Raw genomic sequence first — 25,051 nt, forward strand, 5'->3', positions numbered from 1 at the left:
TGAGAGGAGAGCTAGACATTCAATTCCCCTTCTCCCAAGGGAGAAGGGGTTAGGGAATGAGGGTGTAAGGGATTTGTAAAACGCTTGTCCGATATAGTTTTCGGCTTAAGTTGACACCAATGATAGCAATGCACCCTGAAGACTTCCACCCCTTGAAAGTCCTGATGTGGCGTTGCTGAATCAAGGGATGATTCTTGTAGGGTGGGCGACACGAGCGCCCTGAAATACAAGGGACGGGCTTTTCGGCCCATCCCACAAAACTAGCAAAATCATCCCGCTTTCTCTGCAACGCCCCTGATGTTTCGCAGTTGGTTCGCCAATGATTTTGCTAGCTGCGATTGTAAATCGTTTTGAATCGCCAAATTAAATTAAACAGTGGCAACATTTCTGGGTAGAAGACTGATAGTTTTAAGATTGCAAAATGTAAAGGAAATCATCCAAATCTTGAGGAATATCCGGATCTTAGTAGTAGTCTTGCAGTCTCTATCTCAGGCATGGTATCAGAGTAGAAAAATAAACGCTACTTTAAACAAGCGTGTTTTTTTCCAAACATTAATATAATGCTCTTACTATGAGCATCTACCAATCTCTGAAAAAATCTTATACCCCAGATCGTCGGCGTGAAAATGACTGGCGGTTATTTTTGCGTTTGGTGCCTTATGCCCGTCGTAACGGACGGCTATTGGCGCTGTCGATGTGCCTACTCATACCGATCGCACTAGCTAATGCCGTACAACCTTTCTTGATTGGGCAAGTAATCTCTCTGATTCGTCACGAACCAAGCACTTACGAACTTTTCAGGAATCGTCCCTTCTCGCAAGGGCTAAATATCCTAGAGGGATTATTGGTAATTGCGATCGCCATCCAAGTGATGTTGACAGGTTTTCAAGGTTATATAGTCCAAAAGCTAGGGCAACAAATCACCGCAGCAATTCGCCAAGACTTATTTCAGCATGTAACATCTCTAGCAGTGCGCTTTTTTGACCGCACACCCGTAGGTAAATTAATTACCAGAATCACCAGCGATGTGGAAGTGTTAGGCGATGTCTTTTCGACTGGGGCAATTGGCATCATATCCGATTTGTTTTTAATGCTGGTGACTTTGGGTTTAATGTTTTCCATCCAGTGGCAACTTTCTTGCTTGCTGTTATTGATGCTGTTACCAACTAGCTGGGTAATTGTTTACATTCAAAAACAATACCGCAAAGCCAATTACAAAGGGCGAGAAGAACTTTCGATCCTAAATTCACAGCTACAAGAAAATGTGCTTGGTATTAACGTCGTGCAGTTGTTCCGTAGAGAAAAATTTAATGCCGAATTGTTTCGTGCTACGAACAGGAACTACACTCAGCAAATGGATAAAACCATCTTTTATGATTCATTTGTTTCAGCAACCTTAGAATGGATTGGACTGATTGCGATCGCAGGTGTTTTATGCGTGGGTGGTTGGTTGCTGTTGGAAAAAACCTTGACTTTCGGGACTTTATCGACATTTGTATTGTATGCCCAGCGATTATTTGACCCTTTAAGGGCTTTTGCGGAAAAATTTACAGTAATACAAGCTGGTTTTACTGCCATTGAACGCGTAGGGGATATATTAGATGAACCGATAGAAATTAGCGATCGCGCCAATGTCCGCTTCTCAATATTTGATGCGAAATTTGGCTACATAGATGAGATCGTAGCTAATCTAGAATCCCCAGACCTCACTTCCCCGCCAGAACTGGGAGAGATTCGCTTTGATCGTGTCTGGTTTGCTTATAAAAATGATGATTACGTAATTAAAGACTTAGATTTTACCATTCATCCTGGTGAAAAAGTGGCATTAGTCGGCCCTACAGGTGCGGGTAAAACTTCGATTATCCGTCTTTTGTGCCGCCTTTACGAACCCACCCAAGGACGCATTCTCATAGATGGCGTAGACATTCGGGAAGTACCACAAGCAGAACTGCGGCGCTACATGGCAGTAATTTTACAAGAAGGCTTTTTGTTTGCTGGCGATGTTAAAAGCAACATCTCTTTAGGAGATGGCTACACCATTGAGCAGATTCAACAAGCAGCCGAAGAAACCAACATTGCCCAGTTTATAGAAGAATTACCCCAAGGTTATGATACTCAACTTCGAGAACGGGGCACAAATATTTCTAGCGGTCAAAAGCAACTTTTAGCCTTTGCGCGGGCTGCCATTCGCAATCCGCAAATTTTGGTACTAGATGAGGCTACCGCTAGTTTGGATGTTGGTACAGAAGCTTCAGTTCAAGAGGCATTAAACCAGCTTTTGCTTAGACGTACCGCCATTATTATCGCTCACCGCTTGTCTACGATTCGCAACGTAGACCGGATTTTTGTTCTTAAGCGTGGCGAATTAATCGAACAGGGAAGTCACGAGCAACTACTGCAACAAGGAGGGCTTTATGCCACTTTACATAACTTGCAGATGTTAGGAAGTTAGGATATTTTATAATTCCAAAGTGGAAAAGAGCGATCGCATAAAATAATACCAATTTGAAAAAAGAATGCGACAAATAGACCATTTGTAGAGACGCGATTCATCGCGTCTTTACCCAAAGATGTGTTGCAATCATTAATTGAATTGGTATAAATTTCTCAAGAATTCATTTCGGTAAAGGGGAAAGAGGAAAGAAAAAACCTTTAACCCTTACCCTTTTCCCTTTTCCCAAAACCTGATTCCGAATTAAAAATACCTAACCGAGAAGTATTGATACCCATCTGACCTACCACTTTTGGCGCATCAACCCGTAAATTCATCTGCTCATACCGCACAGTTAACCAAGGCTGACCTAAACCGATTCCAGAAAAAGGACTTTCGTCTGGGATTTCTAACTTAGAACCAATCAAACCTAATACAGACTCAACTTCAGCAGGGAACATCAGCAAATCACTACCCTTGACGCTGAAACTAGAGGCACTTAACCACTGTCTCCATGCCAAACTTTGTTGATTATACTTAAGACTACACAACTTCCGGTTTTCCTGATGCACAGTAACTTGCTTTCCTTGTTCCCAGGTAAACTTAGCTAGTTCCTTTGGTAGCCCCCAAATTTCTCGACCGCCAGCCACCGAATCAGCATTATCTACATAAATGTGGGAAACCCAACCACCGATTTTTCTTTGGTAATTAACCAAAGTTGGGACAACAATTAACTCACTATACTCCAGTACTGAGCCTGACCCATAATGAGATAAATACACGCTAGCGAGAGTTTTACCAGGCCATACAGAAATAATTTCTAACTCTAAGGGAATTAAAGGGCGCACTTGGTCAATATTTACCAAATGCAAAGTTTGGATGGCATAGCCTTGGAGTGTCCAAGGTGCTTGTGGATATGACATAAGGGAGTTAGGAGTTGAGAGTGAGGAGTTAGGAATAAAGTTAAGAATTAAGAGCAAGAGTTACTAATATTAGTTCTACTCTAACTCTAGACTTCAAACTCCTAACTCCTAACTTCTAACCTCTAACTCCTAAAAAAAAATCCCCACTCAGGCATTTGTCTGAGTGGGTAATATGAGGTCGAACAAAACAATCTTCTCAAAAGAAAGCAGAGGAATTATTTGCTCTCTGTAAAATCAGCGTCAATCACATCGTCGCCGTTACTAGAACTAGAAGAACTGCTACTATCTTGAGGTTCACCACCAGATGTAGCACCGGCACCAGCGCCAGCACTGGCACTAGCACCAGCTTGTTGATAGATGTTGCTACCAACAGCGAATAACGCTTGTTGCAATTCTGGAGTGAGCTTCTTGATTTGCTCATCGTCTTCTTTAGCAACAGCTTCCCGCAGTTCTTTCACCAAACCTTCGACTTTAGTCTTGTCAGCATCGGGAACTTTATCGCCCAATTCTTGTAACTGCTTTTCAGCTTGGTATGCCAAAGAATCGGCTTGGTTCTTGCGTTCAATCTTCTCACGCCGTTCTTTGTCAGATGAAGCATTTTGTTCAGCTTCTCTTACCATCCGGTCAACGTCATTTTTATCCAGAGTGGAAGCGCCAGTTATGCTGATGGACTGTTCTTTACCAGTACCTTTGTCTTTTGCGGTGACGTTAAGGATACCGTTAGCGTCAATATCGAACACCACTTCAATTTGAGGAACGCCACGTGGTGCAGGAGGAATACCATCGAGACGGAAGGTTCCCAAACTCTTGTTATCGTTAGAAAATTCGCGTTCACCTTGGAGGACGTGAATTTCTACGTTGGTTTGTCCATCCACAGCAGTGGAGAAGACTTCCGATTTCTTGGTGGGAATTGTGGTGTTGCGGGGGATAATTTTGGTCATTACGCCGCCCAATGTTTCCACACCCAAAGATAGGGGTGTCACGTCTAACAGCAAGATGCCAGTTACATCACCAGCCAGTACTCCAGCTTGAATGGCTGCACCAACTGCTACAACTTCATCAGGGTTCACGCTTTGGTTGGGGTCTTTACCCAATACCTGCTTCACAATCTGTTGGACTGCGGGAATCCGCGTAGAACCACCAACTAACACCACTTCATCAATATCGCCTTTGTTTAACTTGGCATCCCGAAGGGCGTTTTCTACAGGAATACGGCAACGGTCGATTAAGTCAGAGCAAAGTTCTTCAAACTGGGCGCGAGTCAGGGTTGTATCCAGGTGCTTGGGCCCATCCTGGGTAGCAGTGATAAATGGTAGGTTGATTTCTGCTTGGGTAACGCTAGAAAGCTCAATTTTGGCTTTTTCTCCAGCTTCCGTCAGACGCTGTAAGGCTTGTTTATCTTTGCGCAGGTCAATACCTTCGGCTTTCTTGAACTTCTCAGCTAAGAAATCAACTATTTTTTTATCAAAGTCGTCACCACCAAGGTGGGTATCACCAGATGTGGCTAGTACTTCAAAAACTCCGTCTCCTACTTCCAGCACGGATACGTCGAAAGTACCACCACCAAGGTCAAATACTAGGATGGTTTCGTTACTCTTCTTGTCAAATCCATAAGCCAGAGAAGCAGCGGTAGGCTCGTTGATAATCCGCAGAACTTCAATCCCGGCAATTTTACCAGCGTCTTTTGTTGCTTGCCGCTGAGAGTCGTTGAAGTATGCAGGAACAGTGATTACAGCTTGGGTTACAGTTTCACCCAAGTATTTGCTGGCATCTTCAACTAATTTGCGAAGAACTTTTGCAGAAATTTCTTCAGGAGCAAACGGTTTACCAGCTATTGGACAATCTAATTTGACATTGCCATTGCTGCTAAGAACTTTGTAAGAAACTTCTGTAGCTTCGTTACCCACTTCATCGTAGCGGCGACCGATAAAGCGTTTGACTGAGTAAAACGTATTTTCGGGGTTCATCACCGCTTGGCGTTTGGCGATTTGGCCAACCAAGTTGTCGCCATTTTTCGCAAATGCGACTACTGATGGCGTTGTCCGAAAACCTTCAGCATTAGCAATTACTGTGGGTTTACCACCTTCCATCACTGCCACGCAGGAGTTCGTTGTTCCTAAGTCAATTCCAACTACTTTTGCCATTTTAGGTGCTGGCTCCGTATAACTACAAATGAATGAATGAGAATATAAAGCACTAAATTTTGAACCAACAGGGTCAAGAAATCAGCCAGTTCAGCATGAATACCTTTAATTTGGCTTTCCTGGGGTTAAAACTCCAGACTATGCTGATATATATACTGAAGCTTAGTGGTAGCCAGTCCATGAAGGGTGGTTTCCCGAACCTTACTTGGGACGGTTAAACTAACTAAATTTTGTTTTTAGTTGGTTCATGGATTAATTTGTCTTCACTCTGTCTAATGTAGAAGAATTAATACTTTCAGTAATTAGGGTGAACCGTAACGTCTGAGTGGTGTTTGCCGTCTTTTGAGGCAATAAAGTACAGAAGCATTGGGGATTGGGGATGGGGCATGGGGCATGGAAGAGAATAATAACTCAGCATCAGCACTTGGCACTTGGCACTTAGCACTCAACACTCAGTACTCAATACTAAAGACTCAGTAGTTACTTAAGCCCAGAAAAAAGAGTTTCCCAGGCAATCACAGGTGGTCTTTGTCCTTGGTTGACTATTTCAAAAATTTTCCTAGAGCTATTTGGCTGAAAAAGGCATTCTACACAAGCGTTTGCAACATCAATCCGGCTGGCATCACCCGAAAGGGTATCACCAGTGCCTATGACCACACCGTATTTACCCCCAGTTTTTGCCTTCAGGAGGGTGTTGAGGTCGTATGAGGTATAGGGGCCGTCAATAAGGCGTCCTGGGCGGATAATGGTGTAGGGCAATCCTGAATTAATAATGGACTCCTCACCCTTTTGTTTAGCATCCAACACGCCAAAACTATTAAGAATACTAAAAGGAAACTGATTTTTACGGAGAATTCCACAGGAAGAGACGAAAACGAATCGCTTCAAATTCTGGGGTGCTGCTGCTACTAGATTGCTGACACCTTGAGCATCAATCTTTGTCGGACTATTCTTTGCTTTTGCTTCACTAGATTTGGGATTAAAGAAAATAATTCCCCATTCAATCAAGTTCGGGGTTTCGTCAAACTCCCATCGCGCAGAGGGAAAGGCAGTAGTTCCAGTACAATTTATGATGTGGGTAACACCTAGCATTGCTGCTGGCAGTGTAGCTGGCTGGCGAATGTCACCAACGGCAATTTCCACTTTTTGGTTAAACATCTCTTCAGCTTTTGCAGCATTGCGTGTCAGAACGCGAACTTTTAAACCCTTTTCGAGTAACTTGCCTACCACTAATTGCCCGACTCCACCTGTAGCACCAGCAACTAGTATTAAATCTTTAGCTGAATCAAAAGAAGTCATAAAGTGCCCTTGAGATAGTCTATTGTTAATCTACCTAAAAAATACGATGTCTACGAGAGGCTGTGCCAATCATTATTAGACCTCTTGCAAAAATCCTTGAATCACCCCTCTCCAACCCTCCCCTTGTGAAGGGGAGGGGGCAAGATTTCAAGTTTACCGCTAATATATCGGGGGGATAAAGGGGGTTTATTCGACTTATGCAAGAGGTTTATTAGAATACAAATTAATTGTAGATAGCGCAGAAAGCCTATAGAAAGACCTACGAATTAACTAGGTATTTTTATTATGTTTTAATAGTTAAAAAGAGCTATTTAAAATTAAATATATTTAATTGTATTTGGGATAAAAATTTTGAGAAAAATGTGACTCTTCGCCTTGAAACCCTGATTCTATCCTCAAACTATTGTCAGCGATCGCCAGCCCCAAATAATGGTTCAAACCTATTCCTAGCATACATTTGCTAATTTGCGGATATGTCTACTGTTGTTGGTGTTGATACTATTACTGACTTCAATAGTTCTGAAGGTTACAAGATTGTACTGGATAAGGCTACCTTTAGTGCGTTCCCGCTTCTCCTGTCAAAGACGCTACGCGTCGTTTCGCCGCAGGGGTACGCTATCGGTAATCCACATCATCAAAAAGGAACCAGATTAAAGATTTGGCTAATGGCTGTTGACTCTGTAGCTTTCAGGCACACATCTGGGAATTTTAGGAAAAGCGCAAATTCCCTAGAACTGAATTAGCGCAGTAGCCAGTACTTGAGGTTTCGAGCAAGGAATGAAAATTAGTCAGAAATTAATTTCGGGAATTCTAGGAATAGCGACTCTCTCAGTAATTACTGGTGCGATTAATGCCCATCAACAATTGAAAATAGCTAAGTATATTGCTCAACAAGAGGCTGAAGAAGTTGCTGGACTAGTAGCATATTTCGTAAGTCATGAACTTGATGAATACCACGAAATGGAATCGCGAGATAAGATGTTAGCCGAATTGCAAGAGCATGTTATCTCGCTACACAAGAGACGTCAGCGCGATCTGGAGATTGTAGACCGCAATAAAATCATTTTGGCAGATGTAGTTCCAGAAGACATTGGTACGCGATTAGATCGCGATCGCAATAATGAAGTTGGTAAAACTATTCAAGATGGTATACCAAGAACATATATTGAGTTCAGTCCTGAGTACCCAAATGGGATTCGATTGATTGCTGTTCCTTTTAAGACTGGCAAGGGTGAAAGAATTGGTGCAGTCATTCTGGAATATACACCGCTTTATGAAGCAGCCCTAGCAACAGCCCATAAAAATATTGTTGCCACGTCAGTTATCAGTTTGGCATGTGGCATACTCGCACTATTAGTAGGCTATTTGATCTCTAGAAGCATTTCAAAACCGATTAAACAACTCCAGCAAGCTGTGGTAAATCTGTCTGAAGGTAAGCTGAATACCAGAGTTAATATTTGCTCCCAGGATGAGATTGGCGAGTTAGCTACCTCGTTCAACAAAATGGCGGACGATCTGCAACATTCCAGAGATGAATTGGTCAATGCCAACGAACAATTACGAGACGAGATTGTTGAGCGTCAGCAGACAGAAGCAGAACTTCAGCAAGCTCTGAAAGACCTGCAAAAAACCCAAATCCAATTAATTCAATCTGAAAAAATGTCGAGTCTGGGTCAACTAGTAGCAGGAGTTGCCCATGAAATCAACAATCCAGTTAATTTTATCTACGGCAATCTGCAACACACTGATGATTACACTCAACAACTGCTGTTGTTAATTAAGCTTTATCAAAATCATTATCCCAACCCAGAGCCAGAAATTAAAAATGCTCACGAAGAAGCAGATATTGAGTACCTAACAGAAGATTTGCCTAAGATGTTAACCTCAATGAAGATGGGGGCTAAACGCATTCGGGAAATTGTTCTCAGTCTCCGAATTTTCTCTCGTTTGGATGAAGCTGAGTTCAAAACGGCCGATATCCATGAAGGAATCGACAGTACTCTATTAATTTTGCAACACCGTCTGAAACTACAAAATAATCGCCCTGAAATTAAAGTGATTAAAGAATATGGTGAAATACCTCAAATCCAGTGTTTTGCAGGGCAAATGAATCAGGTATTTATGAACCTCTTAACAAATGCGATCGATGCTTTAGAAGATTGTTTCCAAAAAGAACTTTGTCCAAATCCCTTGATTCGCATTTCTTCTCTTCAGGTAAATGAAAATATAATTATTCGGATTGTTGATAATGGGGTAGGAATTTCAGAAGAAATCCAGTCGCGTTTATTTGACCCTTTTTTCACCACAAAACCAGTTGGCAAAGGGACTGGTATGGGTCTATCAATAAGTTACCAGATAATTACTGACAAGCATGGTGGATCTTTGCAATGTATTTCATCACCGGGACAAGGTGCAGAGTTTGTAATTACAATCCCAATTCGAGTAGCGAAACCAGCACAATTATTAATTGGCGATCGCCACGCCTATCGGTAAAAGTCAGTGCTAATGTTTTTCAGCCTCTAAGTGCGTAAGCATAGCCCGTCATAGACATCGCAGTTAGAGGGTAATTGCCCCTGAATTGTTCGGTTCTACCACTGTCATCAGTATACAAATAGCTATAACCTCTTAGATAGTAGTGAAATGTCTAACCTAGACGCTGTTAGTCGCTCTTGAATTAAGGGGTGAAAGCCTGTGTACCAATGGATATTGCCAAGCCTGAGCGAAATCTTGGCCCAAAATCAATCAAGTGTGGCAGAATGTTCACCTGCTAAAGCAGAGCAGCAGTGGCGTATCAGCCTCGCAGCGACAGAACATTTGCTATTAAATACTTTAGCAGACCCTTCAGTTGACACAACCCAAGGATTAGTTTTAGCTGCACCAGCACCCTTGTTTAGTCAACCAAAATTGACTCAAAGTTTACAAACAGTAACTTTTACAGCAAAACCATTTAACCCTTTGGCGCTGATGCCATTTCAGATGCCAGGTGCAATTGCGTCTGTCAATGAAGATATTGCTCCTAATGAATCGGTACTTCCTTTACTACCTGCCGATCCGCTCGGAGCAGAACAATTTTGCTTGGTTTTTACAGATAAATTCAGATTAGTACTAATTTTAGCAACTCACAAAGACGGTAAAAAAACCTTTTCATTTTCTTTTGAGCCAGAGATAGTGCAGCAGGCTTGGCGATCGCTAGGGGCACGGGTAATGCTGGCTAATCCAGAATTTTTCGCCCGCTTGGACGCATTAGTAGAACAGTATTCTCCGGTAGCACCAGACTACCGCATGATGATCCACTTTAGTCAGTTATTACTTCAGGAATTAACAGAACCAGAAGAGACTAAAGACTGTTTACTAGGGACTGTGGAAGAAGCAGGGGAGCATACTTCGACTGCGCTCAGTAACCGGGGGAGCAGAGGAGCAGGGGAGCAGGGAAGAAAAGTTTTACCCAATGCTCAATATCCAGTTGCCCTGAGCAAAGCCGAAGCGATGCCCAATGTCCAATCCTCAAATCCTGATGTAGAATTGCTCCAAGCTTTTGCTCACGAAGTCCGCACACCTTTAACAACTATTCGCACCATGACTCGTCTGCTGTTGAAGCGGCGAGACTTAGATGCTAGCGCGATCAATCGCTTAAAAGTTATCGATCACGAGTGTACAGAGCAAATTGACCGGATGGAATTGCTGTTTAAGGCCGCAGAACTAGAAACTACTGCCCCAGCAAAATCGTCAAAAACTCAACTCACGCCGATGTCTTTAGATCAAGTGTTGCAGCAGAGCATTCCCCGTTGGGAACAAGCAGCGCATCGGCGGAACTTAACTTTGAATGTTGTTTTACCCCAGCAACTACCGACAGTAGTGAGCAATCCCACCATGTTGGATCAAGTTCTCACTGGTTTGATGGAAAACTTTACTCGCAGCTTACCCGCTGGTAGCCATATTCAAGTACAAGTTATCCCCGCTGGAGATCAACTGAAGTTACAATTATCGCCGCAATTAAGGTGCAAAGATTCAAATAAAGCCACCATACCTGCAACGCCACCAATCCGCAAATCTCTAGGTCAACTGCTAATGTTCCAACCAGAAACAGGTACGATTAGCTTGAATATCGCTGCAACCAAGCATTTATTTCAGGCGATCGGTGGCAAACTAATTGTGCGCCAGCGTCCACACTATGGGGAAGTGATGACGATTTTCCTGCCTTTAGAAGTTAGCAATAAACAGAAACCGATAGTCACGAATTAGAGATATAGCCATCCTAAATGAGATTGTGAAAATTTTTATTATGGTCGTCCTTTGTCATTTGTGACTACAACGGACAAATGACAAATGACAAATGACAAATGACTAATGACTAATGACATGAAACAAAGTACTTTTCCACGCATCTAACAAATATTTCCACACCCATTGCCAAGGCGGTTTCGTCAAAATCAAACCGGGGATGATGATGGGGATATACTAAGTCTTTTGCGGGATTAGCAGAACCCAGAAAGAAATAACAACCAGGAACCTTTTCTAAGAAAAATGACATATCTTCAGCAGCCATAGTTTGACATTCTGGCACAATACCCACAGGAGTTTCTACCACTTCTTCTGCTACAGATCGCACTAGTTCTGCTACTTTAATATCATTAATTACTGGTGGATAAAGTGACCAATATTCTAGATCGTATTTTGCACCATGACTCTGACAAATTCCAGCAATAATCTGCTCGACACGCTGGTTAAAAAAGCCTTTTAAATTAGGATTAAAATACCTGACAGTAGCACTCATTCTCGCTGTATCAGCAATTACATTACGTTTAGTTCCAGCGTGAAGTTCTCCCACTGTCACTACTGCTGAATCAATGGGATTAACATTCCGAGCGACAATAGTTTGCAAAGCATTGACGATTTGGGCAGCAACAACAACGGAGTCAACAGTTTGATGCGGTAGTGCGCCGTGTCCACCTTTACCCAAAATTGTGCAGTTAAAGCACTCTACAGCTGCCATCAATGCGCCAGCGCGCACACCCACTGTTCCTAAAGGCAAATTATTCCACAAGTGCAAACCAATAATCGCTTCAACATCAGGGTTTTTCAAAACTCCAGCTTCAATCATTGGCTTTGCGCCTCCTGGTGATTCTTCCGCTGGCTGAAAGATAATTTTCACAACACCAGAGAAATCTTGGCGATGCTGTTGGAGATAATAAGCTGTACCTAAAGCGATCGCTGTATGTCCATCATGTCCACAAGCGTGCATCACTCCATTATGCTGCGATTTGTACGGCACTTCATTGAGTTCTTGGATTGGCAAAGCATCCATATCCGCGCGAATCGCTAAAACTTTTGGATTTTGGATTGTTTCTGAAACTTCCTCTTTACCCTTGATAGTGGCAACAATGCCAGTGTGGGCAATGCCAGTTTGATGCTCAATTCCCCATTCTTGCAGCTTTTGTGATACAAACTCAGCAGTCAGTTTTTCTTGAAAACCCAACTCTGGTTGTTGATGCAATCGCCGCCGCCACTCTACTAATTGCGGTTGCAATGAGCGGATCGAAAGTCGGATGCGAGATAGATCGACAGAAGCGGGATTGGGAAAGGTGGAAACCATTATAAAGACAAACTAGTTTAAGTACAGCTGATACCAATTTCAAAACGAATGCAACACATACATATAGATAATATCCCTTCCCAACCCTTTCCAAGGTATCGGGGAAGGTGCGCATCAGCGCATCATGTCGCAAACATTTTTTGAATTGGTATTACTGAGATTATTTTCCTAGTTTAACGTTACTTGGATGAGTCTTCAGTAAGGAGGTACTCAGCACTGAGTACGGTCAAAGAGCCTCTAGTTAATAGCTGTTAATTTTCTCTCTAGGTCAAATAAAAAGCCGTGGATATACTCTTCAGTCCATTCGGCACCATAGAAGCGTTTAAACATCCCTCGCGCTGGGTCTTTTTCAGCCCGATATCTGAGGTATCGCAGTTGGGCTTGTTCAATGGCTACTAAATTTTGGGAATCTGTTATGGGTTCTGCGTGCTCTACGAAATCGAGATAAGCTTTCAAATAGTCTTTGAAAGCGGCAAACACCTGAGTTTCTACTACAGCCGTTTCTTGGGGACGAGTCCACAGAAAAGCGGGAGAGAAAAAAGGCTGTGCTTCTTCGGGAAAATCTCCTCCCCAGGATAGATGTTGCTGGTGGGTGTGGAAAATAGGCAAAATTGGTTCAGTATATTTCGCCTGATATGCTGAATCATCCCGAAATAGAGGCTGCATATCCAAAGCAATTAGATGTCCTCCTGGCAATGTCACCAAATCTGCCCCAAAAAAGGGCAAATCGTAGTTGAGGCGAGGAAAAATTACAAAATTCAACACTTGCAGCGAATTGCCACCCTGTACGTGAGCTGCTCGAATTTGCCGCAATTTTGAAGTTTGAAAGGCATAACTGGTGGTGACAACTTCTTCCTGATTCTTTCCCTTGCCCACAACAGCACTTTTGGACTCAAATCCAGTGGGGATAGGATAGGGCTGTAAATCCAAACGCGATCGCATATAGGCGATCGCATAATCGAGAAATGGCTGATAAAGCGTCACGTTGCTTCGCTCCGAATTCAAAATTAATAATCCCCAATGCCCAATGCCCAATGCCAATTATCTTTTGCCGGCACCGACTGCTAGGGGAACAGCATCTTCAAATAAGAATTCATGGAGAAAGCGTTCTGCCCATTCATGACCAAAGTAACTGCTAAACAAACCAGATGCTGGATCGCGGTCTGCACTATATTGGTCATAGTCTTTTTGGGCTTTGACAATCCGTTGGATATCTTCAGGGTCTTGGAGCGGTTTGGCATCGGCTAACATTTGCCAATACAAGTTTAAATAATCCTGAAAAGCTTCAAAGACTCGTGTTGCCACTGTTTCCGGGTCGGTTTTGGCAAACAATAGATATTTAGAAAAATACTGGTTGGCATCGTAAAACTTCATTTCTAAATTTTGCGCCAAATCCGGGTATTTATCGTGAAGACATTTTAGCGGAACTATATATTTTTTTTGATAATCTTCATCCTGAAATAAAGGCTGGAAATCAAGCACAATCAGATTTTTGACTTTTCCAAAAGATAAAAAATCAATCCCTAACAGAGGTAAATCGTAGTGGTGGCTGGGATAAATTACGCTGTTAAAAATTTGAGCGCTTTCTCCAGCATCAATGTAGGTATAGCGAATTTTCCGCAACTCTTGAGATTGGTAACACCAACTGCGAATAGTTGCTGGGTTTCTGCCGCGATCGCTAACTTTGAATTCCAAACCAGGGGGAATGACCCTACTTTGTAAATCAAATCGCTGAAATAGCTCTTTTTCTAAAAATTCCAGGAAAGGCTTATACATGGAGCATGATTTGTTAACCCTTGCATGAAAATAAGTTATGGCGATCGCGCACGTCTCATTTATGAGAAACAAAGCAACATTCCTTAATGGGGAATTGGGGATTGGGGATTGGGGATTGGGGATTGGGGATTAGGGATTGGGCATTGGGCATTGGGCATTGGGAATTAAGAAAATTCTTTCCCAGTTCCCAGTTCCCAGTCCCCAGTCCCCAGTCCCCAATCCCACTAACGCCTAGCATGATTGCGACCGATCATTTGCTGCAAGACTTCTTGGGAAACACAGCGACGCTCCGAACAATAAGTCATCAAGTTAATTCCGTTCATCATTCGTACTGTACTGACTCTGACACGAAAATCATCCGTAACAAACCAACAACGTTCCTGACCTTGATTGTTGTCATAGTCAGTATCAATCGTCAGCACTCCATCATCAGCAAATCGATATCGGCTCACAACCGGAATGCTCTCAACATAGCCTTGGTTGCGAATCAGTTTTCCAGAACGCCTCGTTTCGTCGGGAACATCAACCAAAATTGCAGCATTATCGGTATTCGGTAGTCTGGTATCTAGGTTAGCTTGCCATGCAAAGCTAGCACCGCTTGTTGCTTTATTAGGATCTATCCCTTGGGCTTTACAAACTTCTTGGACTTTCGGATCGTCCTTTTCCATGACTTTTATAATCAAATTCGACTCCCCCGACTCATCCGCCGCCGAGTCAAAATGATGAACGGCGCGTTCCGTAAACCACGTACCCTCACTTTTACGGAAGAAGTCGATCATTGTCAAAGGCGGTATTATATGCATCTGTTTTGAAACCTCGTTTTATCAAATTTTGGCGTTATTAATACTGAGTGATGAGATGAAGTCCCGGTTTAGCTAAAGTGTAGAATAACTCCAAAAGTGATATTTTAATCAGCTGATGACAAATAGTGAAATTCAACTTATTACAAGCGTTCGCCCCAGTCCAACTCCAGAAATCTTAACAGCCCTGAAAGCCGGAATCCCTGTGGATTCGATAGATTTGTACCAATTTAATCTCAAGGAAGTCGATTTCCGACAAGCTAACTTGAGTAAAGCCAATCTATTAGGAGCCGACCTTAGTGAAGTGCTATTAAGTAATCTCGATTTGAGTGGGGCAGATTTGCGAGGCGCTAATCTGCAAGGAGCCGATTTGAGTGGGGCTAATTTGCAAGGAGCCTATTTAAACCGTGCTGACCTCCAACAAGCAAATCTCAGTGGTGCAAATTTGGAGGGAGCCAAACTCCAAGTAGCACGTTATGATTCACAAACGAAATGGCCCGAAGAATATAACTACAAAACTTCGGGAGCGGTAGGGCCGGGTGCTAATCTCAATGGTGCTTTTCTGAATACAGCTTCTTTACGAAATGCAGATTTACAAGGTGCTAATCTGCGTGGAGCCTATCTGAGTGGCGCTGACTTGACAGGAGCCAATTTGCAAGGTGCTTCTTTGAGTGGTGCCGATCTAACAAAAGCTTATTTGACAGGGGCTTGCTTACGGAATGCTCGATTGACAGGAGCCGATTTGCGGGATACAGACCTGCGAGCAACCGATCTCAGTGATGCAGAGATGGAGCATCTTCAAAGTATTGCTGGGGCAGATTTTACTCTTGCTCAAGGACTCACAGAAGCAACTAAAGCTATGCTTTCCAGTCGTCCACATTCAGAACTCGATGTTTGGAACGCCTATACCCGCAAAACAACTCGTGAAAGTTTGAGTGCTTGACCGTGCCAATTTTAGATTTTAGATGCAAGCCGCGCTCCTTGTGAGCGAAATAAATCGATCCAAAATTGTTTGACCAGTTGCTCTGTAGTGAGTTTACAACGGCTGCCAGTTCTTTTTCAGGAGTGCTAAAAATGTCGCGTATCCTTCGGAAAAACCAGGCGGATCGGGTAGAACATATTGGGGAAATTCTTTATACGATCGCCAAGGTTCCGAAGCATTATGCCGCAAATGTAAGGCAATTTCTGAGGAACCTGGTAATCGCCAAGTCATTTGACCCGTTTGTATATCAGTCACAAATGCCTCCTCATCTCGAAAAAGTTGATCTTTTATTCCAGATTTTGGCAGATTAACCGGATATTTTGGTCAAATTTAAGGTAAAATCAAATATTTACTATTTATCTAATAAGTTTTCTCACAATATTGCATTGCAGACAAATCCACACGGCTATTGTGGCAACAGGTCTTCTAAAGCAGCGCCGACAACCCGGTGATCTTTATCCTGTCTGAGTTGGTTCAGGGCTGCTTTGGCTTCCGGTTCATCAAATCGTTTTAGAGCATAGCTAACTCGCACCCGCATCCGCCAAGATTCATCATTCACCAACGTTAGTATTTGGGATAATGCCGCAGTATGTTGACTAGAATTAGCTAGTAAGCCAAGTGCATCAACAGAAGATTCCTGAACTGTGAAATCTTCATCTTTTAAACCCTGAACGCATATATCAAATAGTTCTTCAGGGCAATCCATTTCAGCGATCGCAGCCAAAATGCTCCGTCTAACTAGCCAGTGGTCATCCTGATAATATGCCAAAACTAGATGAGAAACTGCGACTCTGCCAAATAGCGATAAAGAATTTGCCGCCTCAGCCCGCACATTGGGAGTATCATCAAATTTCATAATTTGCATCAAAGCTGCAAAAGATTCCGCTGATTGTTGATTACCCAATCCCCTAGCCACAAAAGAACGCACCAAAAATTCTGAGTCATGAAGTTTACTCGTAAGCAGAGGAACTGCAACTTCTGATTCATAATCATTTAGGGCGGCGATCGCCTTCAAACGATAGTGAAAATCTGGGTTCTTTAGTTCAGCTTGGATTTTATGGATTTCCATAAGTGCATTTGGTACAGCTATTCTTTATTTTAGGGCATTGGGCATAGGGCATTGGAAAAGAAGAGGCAAAGGCAGGAGGCAGGAGGCAGGAGGCAGAAGCTCTAAAATGTTTGAATTTTGAATGCGTGAATTTTGAATTGATTTGTCCCCCTTCCAGCACAATGCCCAATGCCCCATTCCCCATCCCCTATCCCCTAAATCAATGACTCAATTAAGCGAAACCGTTAAAGAATTAATCGCTAAAGCTAGAATTGTCAGCTTTGCTGAGTGGGAACAGTCCCATCCAAAAGCCGCGATCGCTATATTTCAAGCTGCGGATGATGCTTTTCGCTACCTCAGCGACGAAGATTTATCGCAGATTAAAACCTTGTCACCCGATAATTCTGAGTTGATTCCTGTTGCTCAATTGTTACGCGATCGCGCTGCCGAAATCGTTGATGAATCTAGAGAACAAGTGTTGGCAACTTATCCCGAAATTATCCAGCCTGGAGGCGGTCTTTATCCACCTGAACGCGCCCAAGCTTGCTGGCGAGATTTTTGGCATTTTCTTCGCTGCATTACTTATGGCATAGCGGGTGGCCACACTGAATATACAAGTCCCACAGGACTGCATTATATGAATTTGCTCTATCAGGAATTACAAGTTCCATTGGATGCAATGATTTTAGGCTTAAAAAGCATCAAAACTGCTAGTTTGAAACGCTGCCAAGCCGATCGGCAGCAAATTCTTGCTCCCTATTTTGACCATTTAATTAGCCAATTGGCTACTTTCCAAATTCGATAAGTTAAGCGTAAGTGGGCATGAATAATCAAAGGTTTGTAGTCAGAGCTTCAGCCCTGACTAACAAACAATATTACTTAATTTTATATTGCGTAAGATAGTTGAATTTATTCATGCCCACTGATTGAGATAAACTTAAGTGACTCAGCACAATTAATACTCTGGCTTAAGGGAATGGCAAAATACCATCACTTGCATCCCAATTGCAAATCCAATACTAAAAAAAAGCTAAATTTTCTCTAAAGTATAATTTAACTTAACAAATTTTAATAAATATGGTTTCAGCATCGTATCACAATGTGTAAAGGCAAACGATGCAAAAACTTAAAATCATCACGACTAATAAGGATTTAAAGTCTCTATGTCCCCTACTTTGTCACTATGATGTAAAGTTTTTTAACATCTGCTGAATATCCTTCTCATAAAATTTAGTTATTAACTGGGAGATAGTTTGAATGGCTTTTGGACCAGCATCACGATTAGGGGTCGCTCTGTTTGAAGACACCGATCCTATTGATCTGTGGCCAAATCGCTCTAATGAGGATGTTGAAACCGTAATTAGAACTGTCTATAAACAAGTTCTAGGCAACGCTTATGTAATGGAGAGTGAGCGGCTTTCTGTTGCTGAATCTCAACTCAAACGGGGTGAGATTAGCGTTCGCGGGTTTGTGCGTCAAGTCGGGAAGTCAGAACTTTACCGTTCGCGGTTTTTTGATAACACCCCTCGTTATCGGGCGATTGAATTAAATTTCAGACATTTCTTTGGTCGTGCGCCATTGAATTTAGAAGAAACGCGTACACACAGCACTATTCTGGATACAAAGGGTTTTGAGGGTGAGATTGATTCTTATCTAGACAGCGACGAATACCAAGAAACTTTTGGGGAAAACATTGTGCCTTATATTCGGGGCTACAAAACCGAAGCTATTCAGAGTTTGGTTCAGTTTACCCACTTGTTTCAACTGGTACGTGGTTCTTCTAGCAGCAGCCTGAAAGGTGACTTAGCTGGCAAACAACCAAAATTAAACAGTTTGCTAATTCAAAGCACGCCTACTCCTGTAGTTTCACCAGCCAGCAAGGGCGCTACATTCCGCAACCCAATATCTACCCCTCGCACTCGTCAGGGTGTGGGTTCTGGTGATGATGGTAAGGTATACCGGATTGAAGTTACTGGCTACAAAGCAAATGTGGTAAATAATATTTCCAAATTTCGCCGCAGTAACCAAGTCTTTTTCGTGCCATACAATAAGCTTTCACAAGAGTATCAGCGGATTCACAAGCAGGGCGGCACGATCGCCAGTATTACCCCTGTCAACTAAAGAATAAAAATTGGGGATTTAGAGATTAGGGATTGGGAAATAATTCCGGTGTACTCAGTCTCTAATCTTTCAAGCCCCAGTGTTGCTCGTTCTGGGATTTACGCAAAACTAAACGCACTCAAGGGCAATACCTTGCGGAAAGCCGCTTCTGAGCGAGACACTCCGCATAGCTAGCTTCCACCTAGAAGTATGCGTCTACATAAAATTGCCCTTACCTGAAAAGAATGATTTTCGGCTATTTTTTGCGTAAATCGCGATCGCTCAAAAGTTAGCCAAAGCGATCGCTAATCTGGAGTTTAACCAATTCCGCCGTCAGTTGTGATATACGAAGACATTTAACACACTTTCACAAACTAAAGTTTTACAAAAGCTAGTCAGTAGCAAAAATAACTGACAACTGATGGGAAATTCTACCTCCATAAGGGGTAGAAAGCTCGAAAATTAAATTAAATTAGCGTTTTTCAGGAGATACCTCAATGTCACTTTGGGCAATTGATTCACCTAATGTTGAACTGCGTCCGAACACCAGCGAAAGTGAATTACAAACACTGATTCGGGCAGTTTACAAACAGGTTTTGGGTAATGCTCACTTGTTGTCAAGTGAGCGACTAGCCACTGCTGAATCGCAATTGCGCGATCGCAAAATCAGCGTCCGCGAATTCGTCAACATAGTTGCGAAATCAGAGATTTATCAATCCCTGTTTTTCAACTCTTCTTCCCAGTATCGGTTCATTGAACTGAACTTCAAGCACCTACTAGGGCGTCCTCCTGCCGATCAGGCAGAAATTTCCGAACACGTCCGCATCTACAACGAACAGGGCTATGATGCTGAGATCGACTCCTATATCGATAGCAACGAATATCAGCAGAATTTTGGCGAGAATATTGTTCCTTATGTTCGCAGCACAAGCTCCCAAATCGGAATTAAAAATGTTACCTTTAACCGCACCTTTAGCTTAGTCAGAGGATTCGCTAGCAGTGATAGCGATCGCAAAGCTAAACTAATCGGCGATATCGGTTCTAATTTATCCACATCCATCAAGGCTCCCGCAGCTGGTTCTAGTGTAAACAGCACCGACAAACGCTTCTTGATTAAGGCTGTCAAAGGTGCAGGTAATCTCCGTACTCGTTTGGGCAATCTCGAATATGTAGTTAACTACAACCAACTGTCTGGACAAGTGCAAAACATTCATCGCACAGGCGGCAAAATTATCAGTATCACTGAAGTTGCTTAGATTTGTCTAAGTAAGGAGACTGGGGACTGGGGACTGGGGACAAGGGGACAAGGGGACAAGGGGACAAGGGGACAAAAAAAACTCCTAACTCTTAACTCCTAACTCTTAACTCAGCACTCAGCACTCAGCACTCCAAATTCAGTTGTGGTCAAGGAGGCTAACATATAGACTAGGAGAATAACTTTCTTTTTTACCAAGATATCTCTTGGATTTTAAGCTACTTTTTTAAGATCACTTTTCTAATGGAAATTACTGACTTTTTTGAACTTTCAATTGGACGATGGCGATCGCAGCGTAGCGCTCATCATTTAGCATTCGCCCACTTTGAAGAAGTGTTATCTAACATTGACATTGAGTCTCTATCCACTAACGATCCAGCAGTGGCAGCAATCTGTCAATTGTATAACACTGAACCCGCCAGTATCACTCACCCTTTTCGGATGACTTGGGAAGGTGAGTCAGACTGGGACGATAAACCAATCTCTGGCAGTACTGTACTAGTACCAATTCCCGATGTCGAAAATCCTTCTAGAGGCAAACTCCTGCGGGATAAGGGGTACGCTGAAACAATTCCAGCAGTGGCTAAATATCATCTGAGTGATGATGGGATTTTTACCCTGTTAACAGAGTATGAACTCGCTGCTGCTGAGGAGCGAATTTGGTTTGCTAACCCAAATCTTCGGTTTCGGGTAGCGATGATTAAAACCAGTGATGGTAAAGGCGTAACTACAGCTTCCTTTTCTTCAGAGATTCGCTCTTTGTCTTAAACCAATTAGCAAATATCAGGTTAAAACATAAAAGGATACAAACTCCTAAATTTATTTATGGAGATTGTAATACGTGAATACTTCTCCTGGCGGAGAGGCTACGCCAACGACAAGCTCAGTACAAGTTTTGAATTTTGAATTTGGAGCGAAGCGACGTGACGATAGCGCCCAGCGAATCTAGCACTAACGCTAGCGATTTGCTCACCTTAGCCTGTTGGATGGCAGGAGATTTTAGCAACTACAAGCAATCTTTTGCAAATCCGCAACTTTACGCCCACATTCACATTTATTTTCGTCCTTTACCGATTGAATTTTTTTCTGGTATCGGTTTCTATTCTGAACAAGCTTATGACCACGATTTATGGACACCCTACCGTCAGGGAGTACATCGACTAGTCGATTGGGGCGATCGCATTTATATCGAAAATTACAGCTTGAAAGATCAGATGCTTTATGCAGGTGCAGCTCGTGAATTAGATATCCTCAAAACCATCACCCCAGAAAGCATCGAACGGCGTTATCACTGTTCAATGGTTTTCCAACGAGAAGGTGAAATGTTTCGAGGTAGTGTGGAACCAGGCAATCAATGTCTGATTAAACGCAATGGATGCCAGACATATCTTGTCAGCGAAGTAGAAATAACCGAGCGTACTTGGATAAGTCTAGATAAAGGCATGGATATTGAAACCCATAAGCAAATATGGGGATCTACTGCTGGGCCATTACAATTTGAAAAACGGGAGAGTTTTGCTGATGAATTACGTGCGGTGAGCGCATCATGTTGATTCAGCTTGAATCTGTTAAAACCAAAATGTTGCCTCCACTGGCTGAAAAAAAAATGCGCTGCTGGATTCGCAGCCGCCATTTGATTTGTTCGGGTAATTTTTTTATATTCGAGACATTAGAATATACAACGATTGAGAGATTCTCTGAATGCGTTGCTTCTTTAGGAGGGACAGTAATATCCGTTGACCCAGTTAACAAAATTTGGATGGGCGATCATCGCCAAGTAATTTTATATCAGGCAAAAGCCAGTTTACATACACCTCATCATACTTTGAAACAATACTGGATCAAATACGGTGGTTTCTACACTAGATTTGATGAGCGTGCTTGAGAGTTACTATCCTGTAGAAATTGTTCTGACAGGCGTTTATACTCTAATTCAAAATTAAGTTTTGAATTTTAAATACTCCCCAAGGGGGTTGACGGCTAATTATTAATGTCTAATTGCTAATTTCTCATTGTGATTAGTTGTTAGTTATTAATAGTTAGCCGTCTAAGTTTGTTAGAAAATGTAACTAAAAAAATCACCAAAAGTTGATAAGTTAATATCAATAACCAGGAATTAGTAAATCTTAAGTAGGGACTGTTATGGCTTTGCATTTTAGTATTGCCACCCTACTACAGAAATTTTATTTTACTTGACAAATTAGTTCCCCTTACCCACAATAACCCAACTATGCAAACCTTCTTAGACGAAGAAACCAGACGACGCCAATATCAAGCATTTCCCCAAACAGAACCTATAGAACTGTGGACTACTGCTTCAGTTGATGACATTGAAATTGTAATTCGAGCAGTTTATCGGCAAGTGTTGGGTAATGCTTACATCATGGAAAGTGAGCGGCTCGTAGTTCCAGAATCCCAACTCAAGCAAGGTATAATCGATGTGCGTGAGTTTGTGCGTCAAGTTGCCAAATCAGAGTTATATCGCTCTAGATTTTTTGATAACGTTTACCGCTACCGAGCAATTGAACTTAACTTTAAGCACCTGTTGGGTCGCGCTCCTGATGATTACTCTGAGACGATACATCACAGCAACATTCTAGATGAGAAAGGTTTTGAAGCGGATATTGATTCTTATCTTGATAGCGACGAGTATCTAGATGCCTTTGGCGAGAACATAGTGCCATATTATCGGGGTTATAAAACTCAAACGGGCAAAAAGATATTGGAATTTACCAATATGTTACAACTGCTGCGGAGCAACTCTAGCAGTGATAAGAACTTAGCAACTAATAATGAACCTCAACTGGTGCGATCGCTAATTACCAACGCTCCTTACGGTAGACAGAAACTCACAGATATTAGTGCATTGCTGGCTGAAATATTCAAGCCTAAGCCAGAAACTGCTGCTCCAGTTAATACCTTTATTGCAGCTTCCACAGCAGCCGAGGAAAGCTTGCGGCAAAAAATTAAAGAGCAAGAAAGCCAGATTGCAACTTTGCAACAACAATTAGCAGACTTACGACCATTTGCCAGCATCGGCACAACAAAATTTAGTAGTACTTGGCAGTCTTCTAGTGTACCCACCAGCACAGGTGAATATACATCTTTGCAACAGCAAGCTGACGCCCAAGAAAAACAGATTTCAGCTTTGCAAGAGCAAATTGCTGATGCTCGACGATCTGCAACAATTGGGGAAGCTCGGTTGAATAAATGGCGCAGTCGCGTTTTTAATGGCTAATTTCTCTAATATTTCTCTAGTGTTTAGTTTTATCGGGTGGGTTAGGCAAGTTTAACTCACCTATTTTTTTACTGTAGACATGATATAAAATCAAGACCTCGTTGGTGAATTCAAAATCTAACAAGCTAAAAAGCTATAAACTCACTAAGCTAACGCGCCTACATATTGCACTATTTTCTGTGTAAACCGTCATTAGTCATTAGTCATTTGTGTTTACCAATTGGACTTTGGACAATTGACTTAGGACAACCTCTCCTGAAGGAGACGCTGCGCGTAGCTTGCTTCCCCAGAGGGGTACACCAGTTGATGTGCTTTTCTTTTTGCGTAACAGCTTAAAGATTTCCTGATATTTTCCGAGTAAGCTTGAAACAACAAATAATCAGAAAGTGTCTGAATTATTGTTCTAATAGACTTACAACTTATGCAAAAAGCTATAATTTATCGATACCGTACTTATGGACTAGTTGGGTTAATATCCTTAAGCGCTGTATTAACTACACCTAAATCTGCCTTAACACAATTGGCAGGCGATTCCCCAATTGGGCAAACTCCTATCCCTACTGCTAACTTAATCTGGCCAACTAAAGGGTTTATTTCTCAAGGCTTCCGTAAATATCAACATGAAGGCATTGATATCGCAGGAGAATCTGGAACTCCTGTTGTTGCTGCGGCATCCGGTACAGTTGTTAAAGCAGGTTGGGATAATTGGGGATTAGGAAATGCCATAACTATTAAACATCTCGATGGCAGCACTACTGTTTATGGCCACAATCGCCGTTTGTTGGTAAGCAAAGGTCAACAGGTTATTCAAGGTCAAATGATTGCCGAGATGGGATCTACAGGCAATAGTACAGCACCTCATCTGCATTTTGAAGTTCATCCAAATGGTCGAATAGCAGTTGACCCCCTTCGTTTGCTGACATCGGTAACTGCAAGTGTTGGCTCCGGTTCTCAAATTCAGCAAGTGGATAACCAGAACCGCCCAGTCTCGCCATCGCCAATAGCAAATCAAGTTTTACCCTCACAGCAGATAATTCCTATAAATTTTGCACCTGTAAGCACTGATACGAAATGTAATGGAATTAGTCTTATTGAAGGTGAGACTGCAAGCTCTCGTGTAAAAGTCTGTGAAGAAAATGGTCAATTATTTTATATTGGGCAATTGAAGCAAGCCCCTAGCAAGCCTATAAAGATAGTAGCTTTGAATATTGGTAAAGACAGATATCGAGCAGATAATGGTAGTTTTTATTATTTAGTCACTCCACAAAGAGTTGAAGTTTGGCGAAATGGCAGTCAGATTCGTTCTGACAGTTTTTATAGTTTAACGAAATCGCCTTGATATTGTTTCTACCTTACTTTGGTGAAGATGGTTATTTTAAATATCACTCTTTGCTATACCAGATTGTTAAAAACTTAACTACTACACAGACTTTATTTCGCTTAAACTCAGGTTTTAAACAGC

At 42.2% G+C, this 25,051-nt stretch carries 21 protein-coding genes; 12 read left to right on the top strand and 9 right to left on the bottom strand.

Features of this window, described 5'->3' with window-relative positions; all coding sequences use genetic code 11:
* The first annotated feature begins 571 nt into the window (after nt 1–571).
* The gene (locus RMY64_RS24210; protein WP_322701337.1) at nt 572–2,452 is read left to right on the top strand and encodes an ABC transporter ATP-binding protein; all 1,881 of its coding nucleotides are present in this window, start codon (nt 572–574) and stop codon (nt 2,450–2,452) included.
* Between the two features lie 200 nt (nt 2,453–2,652).
* Here RMY64_RS24210 and RMY64_RS24215 read toward each other — a convergent pair whose 3' ends face one another.
* The 3 genes from RMY64_RS24215 to RMY64_RS24225 all read right to left on the bottom strand — a co-directional run bounded on the left by RMY64_RS24215 (nt 2,653) and on the right by RMY64_RS24225 (nt 6,797).
* Entirely contained in the window at nt 2,653–3,354 is a 702-nt protein-coding gene (locus RMY64_RS24215) for an acetoacetate decarboxylase family protein (protein WP_322701338.1), read from the bottom strand.
* Nucleotides 3,355–3,569: 215 nt separating this feature from the next.
* The gene (dnaK, locus tag RMY64_RS24220; RefSeq protein WP_292869714.1) at nt 3,570–5,498 is read right to left on the bottom strand and encodes a molecular chaperone DnaK; all 1,929 of its coding nucleotides are present in this window, start codon (nt 5,496–5,498) and stop codon (nt 3,570–3,572) included.
* 480 nt (nt 5,499–5,978) lie between these two features.
* Entirely contained in the window at nt 5,979–6,797 is an 819-nt protein-coding gene (locus RMY64_RS24225) for an SDR family oxidoreductase (protein ID WP_322674169.1), read from the bottom strand.
* Between the two features lie 777 nt (nt 6,798–7,574).
* Here RMY64_RS24225 and RMY64_RS24230 point away from each other — a divergent pair.
* Together RMY64_RS24230 and RMY64_RS24235 are read left to right on the top strand one after the other, a co-directional pair.
* Nucleotides 7,575–9,290: an ATP-binding protein gene (locus RMY64_RS24230; protein WP_322674170.1), complete on the top strand. Its 1,716-nt coding sequence runs from the start codon at nt 7,575–7,577 to the stop codon at nt 9,288–9,290.
* A 198-nt stretch (nt 9,291–9,488) separates the two neighbouring features.
* Nucleotides 9,489–11,039, top strand: coding sequence for a HAMP domain-containing sensor histidine kinase (locus RMY64_RS24235; RefSeq protein ID WP_322674171.1), 1,551 nt, complete (start codon nt 9,489–9,491; stop codon nt 11,037–11,039).
* A gap of 109 nt (nt 11,040–11,148) precedes the next feature.
* On the opposite strand, the gene RMY64_RS24240 is transcribed toward RMY64_RS24235, so the two are convergent.
* The 4 genes from RMY64_RS24240 to RMY64_RS24255 all read right to left on the bottom strand — a co-directional run bounded on the left by RMY64_RS24240 (nt 11,149) and on the right by RMY64_RS24255 (nt 14,969).
* The gene (locus RMY64_RS24240; RefSeq protein WP_322674172.1) at nt 11,149–12,390 is read right to left on the bottom strand and encodes a M20 family metallopeptidase; all 1,242 of its coding nucleotides are present in this window, start codon (nt 12,388–12,390) and stop codon (nt 11,149–11,151) included.
* Nucleotides 12,391–12,627: 237 nt separating this feature from the next.
* On the bottom strand, nt 12,628–13,395 hold the full coding sequence (locus RMY64_RS24245; protein WP_322701339.1) for a phycoerythrobilin:ferredoxin oxidoreductase: 768 nt from the start codon (nt 13,393–13,395) through the stop codon (nt 12,628–12,630).
* A 36-nt stretch (nt 13,396–13,431) separates the two neighbouring features.
* Complete coding sequence (locus RMY64_RS24250) at nt 13,432–14,166, bottom strand: 15,16-dihydrobiliverdin:ferredoxin oxidoreductase (protein ID WP_322701340.1); 735 nt, start codon at nt 14,164–14,166, stop codon at nt 13,432–13,434.
* Nucleotides 14,167–14,390: 224 nt separating this feature from the next.
* A complete protein-coding gene (locus RMY64_RS24255) occupies nt 14,391–14,969 on the bottom strand; it encodes a phycobiliprotein lyase (protein ID WP_322682882.1) in 579 nt (192 codons plus the stop codon).
* A 115-nt stretch (nt 14,970–15,084) separates the two neighbouring features.
* Between RMY64_RS24255 and RMY64_RS24260 the strand changes: the two genes are divergently transcribed.
* On the top strand, nt 15,085–15,909 hold the full coding sequence (locus tag RMY64_RS24260; RefSeq protein WP_322688562.1) for a pentapeptide repeat-containing protein: 825 nt from the start codon (nt 15,085–15,087) through the stop codon (nt 15,907–15,909).
* A 93-nt stretch (nt 15,910–16,002) separates the two neighbouring features.
* Here the strand turns inward: RMY64_RS24260 and RMY64_RS24265 are convergent, their stop codons facing one another.
* Together RMY64_RS24265 and RMY64_RS24270 are read right to left on the bottom strand one after the other, a co-directional pair.
* Entirely contained in the window at nt 16,003–16,203 is a 201-nt protein-coding gene (locus RMY64_RS24265; protein ID WP_322674177.1) for a hypothetical protein, read from the bottom strand.
* 151 nt (nt 16,204–16,354) lie between these two features.
* Nucleotides 16,355–17,017: a HEAT repeat domain-containing protein gene (locus RMY64_RS24270; protein WP_322682885.1), complete on the bottom strand. Its 663-nt coding sequence runs from the start codon at nt 17,015–17,017 to the stop codon at nt 16,355–16,357.
* A gap of 202 nt (nt 17,018–17,219) precedes the next feature.
* On the opposite strand from RMY64_RS24270, the gene RMY64_RS24275 reads away from it, so the two are divergent.
* The 8 genes from RMY64_RS24275 (at nt 17,220) to RMY64_RS24310 (ending at nt 24,928) form a co-directional block, all read left to right on the top strand.
* A complete protein-coding gene (locus tag RMY64_RS24275) occupies nt 17,220–17,801 on the top strand; it encodes a phycobilisome protein (protein ID WP_322682886.1) in 582 nt (193 codons plus the stop codon).
* Nucleotides 17,802–18,253: 452 nt separating this feature from the next.
* The gene (locus RMY64_RS24280; RefSeq protein WP_322688559.1) at nt 18,254–19,117 is read left to right on the top strand and encodes a phycobilisome linker polypeptide; all 864 of its coding nucleotides are present in this window, start codon (nt 18,254–18,256) and stop codon (nt 19,115–19,117) included.
* Nucleotides 19,118–19,593: 476 nt separating this feature from the next.
* The gene (locus tag RMY64_RS24285) at nt 19,594–20,352 is read left to right on the top strand and encodes a phycobilisome rod-core linker polypeptide (protein WP_322701341.1); all 759 of its coding nucleotides are present in this window, start codon (nt 19,594–19,596) and stop codon (nt 20,350–20,352) included.
* 242 nt (nt 20,353–20,594) lie between these two features.
* Nucleotides 20,595–21,119 (top strand): phycobiliprotein lyase, encoded by a 525-nt coding sequence (locus tag RMY64_RS24290; RefSeq protein ID WP_322701342.1) that lies wholly within the window; start codon nt 20,595–20,597, stop codon nt 21,117–21,119.
* A gap of 155 nt (nt 21,120–21,274) precedes the next feature.
* Entirely contained in the window at nt 21,275–21,904 is a 630-nt protein-coding gene (locus RMY64_RS24295; protein WP_322688557.1) for a chromophore lyase CpcT/CpeT, read from the top strand.
* Nucleotides 21,898–22,236, top strand: a complete 339-nt coding sequence (locus RMY64_RS24300; RefSeq protein WP_099102916.1) for a CpeR family transcriptional regulator — start codon at nt 21,898–21,900, stop codon at nt 22,234–22,236. The genes RMY64_RS24295 and RMY64_RS24300 overlap by 7 nt, the downstream gene beginning before the upstream one ends.
* Nucleotides 22,237–22,581: 345 nt before the next feature.
* Complete coding sequence (locus RMY64_RS24305) at nt 22,582–23,589, top strand: phycobilisome rod-core linker polypeptide (RefSeq protein WP_322701343.1); 1,008 nt, start codon at nt 22,582–22,584, stop codon at nt 23,587–23,589.
* Nucleotides 23,590–24,010: 421 nt separating this feature from the next.
* A complete protein-coding gene (locus RMY64_RS24310; protein ID WP_322701344.1) occupies nt 24,011–24,928 on the top strand; it encodes a M23 family metallopeptidase in 918 nt (305 codons plus the stop codon).
* Nucleotides 24,929–25,051 lie beyond the last annotated feature (123 nt).

It is taken from the genome of Nostoc sp. DedQUE08, from assembly GCF_034530895.1.
In the GTDB taxonomy this organism is placed as follows: Bacteria; Cyanobacteriota; Cyanobacteriia; order Cyanobacteriales; family Nostocaceae; genus Nostoc.

What these genes read in the sequence shown, in the direction of transcription:
- RMY64_RS24285 (WP_322701341.1), top strand. Translation starts at nt 19,594, where the DNA reads ATGTCACTTTGGGCAATTGATTCACCTAATGTTGAACTGCGTCCGAAC.
- RMY64_RS24225 (WP_322674169.1), bottom strand. Translation starts at nt 6,797, where the DNA reads ATGACTTCTTTTGATTCAGCTAAAGATTTAATACTAGTTGCTGGTGCT.
- RMY64_RS24210 (WP_322701337.1), top strand. Translation starts at nt 572, where the DNA reads ATGAGCATCTACCAATCTCTGAAAAAATCTTATACCCCAGATCGTCGG.
- RMY64_RS24280 (WP_322688559.1), top strand. Translation starts at nt 18,254, where the DNA reads ATGGCTTTTGGACCAGCATCACGATTAGGGGTCGCTCTGTTTGAAGAC.
- RMY64_RS24255 (WP_322682882.1), bottom strand. Translation starts at nt 14,969, where the DNA reads ATGCATATAATACCGCCTTTGACAATGATCGACTTCTTCCGTAAAAGT.
- RMY64_RS24270 (WP_322682885.1), bottom strand. Translation starts at nt 17,017, where the DNA reads ATGGAAATCCATAAAATCCAAGCTGAACTAAAGAACCCAGATTTTCAC.
- RMY64_RS24240 (WP_322674172.1), bottom strand. Translation starts at nt 12,390, where the DNA reads ATGGTTTCCACCTTTCCCAATCCCGCTTCTGTCGATCTATCTCGCATC.
- RMY64_RS24290 (WP_322701342.1), top strand. Translation starts at nt 20,595, where the DNA reads ATGGAAATTACTGACTTTTTTGAACTTTCAATTGGACGATGGCGATCG.
- RMY64_RS24250 (WP_322701340.1), bottom strand. Translation starts at nt 14,166, where the DNA reads ATGTATAAGCCTTTCCTGGAATTTTTAGAAAAAGAGCTATTTCAGCGA.
- RMY64_RS24305 (WP_322701343.1), top strand. Translation starts at nt 22,582, where the DNA reads ATGCAAACCTTCTTAGACGAAGAAACCAGACGACGCCAATATCAAGCA.
- RMY64_RS24260 (WP_322688562.1), top strand. Translation starts at nt 15,085, where the DNA reads ATGACAAATAGTGAAATTCAACTTATTACAAGCGTTCGCCCCAGTCCA.
- RMY64_RS24310 (WP_322701344.1), top strand. Translation starts at nt 24,011, where the DNA reads ATGCAAAAAGCTATAATTTATCGATACCGTACTTATGGACTAGTTGGG.
- RMY64_RS24275 (WP_322682886.1), top strand. Translation starts at nt 17,220, where the DNA reads ATGACTCAATTAAGCGAAACCGTTAAAGAATTAATCGCTAAAGCTAGA.
- RMY64_RS24230 (WP_322674170.1), top strand. Translation starts at nt 7,575, where the DNA reads ATGAAAATTAGTCAGAAATTAATTTCGGGAATTCTAGGAATAGCGACT.
- dnaK (WP_292869714.1), bottom strand. Translation starts at nt 5,498, where the DNA reads ATGGCAAAAGTAGTTGGAATTGACTTAGGAACAACGAACTCCTGCGTG.
- RMY64_RS24300 (WP_099102916.1), top strand. Translation starts at nt 21,898, where the DNA reads ATGTTGATTCAGCTTGAATCTGTTAAAACCAAAATGTTGCCTCCACTG.
- RMY64_RS24215 (WP_322701338.1), bottom strand. Translation starts at nt 3,354, where the DNA reads ATGTCATATCCACAAGCACCTTGGACACTCCAAGGCTATGCCATCCAA.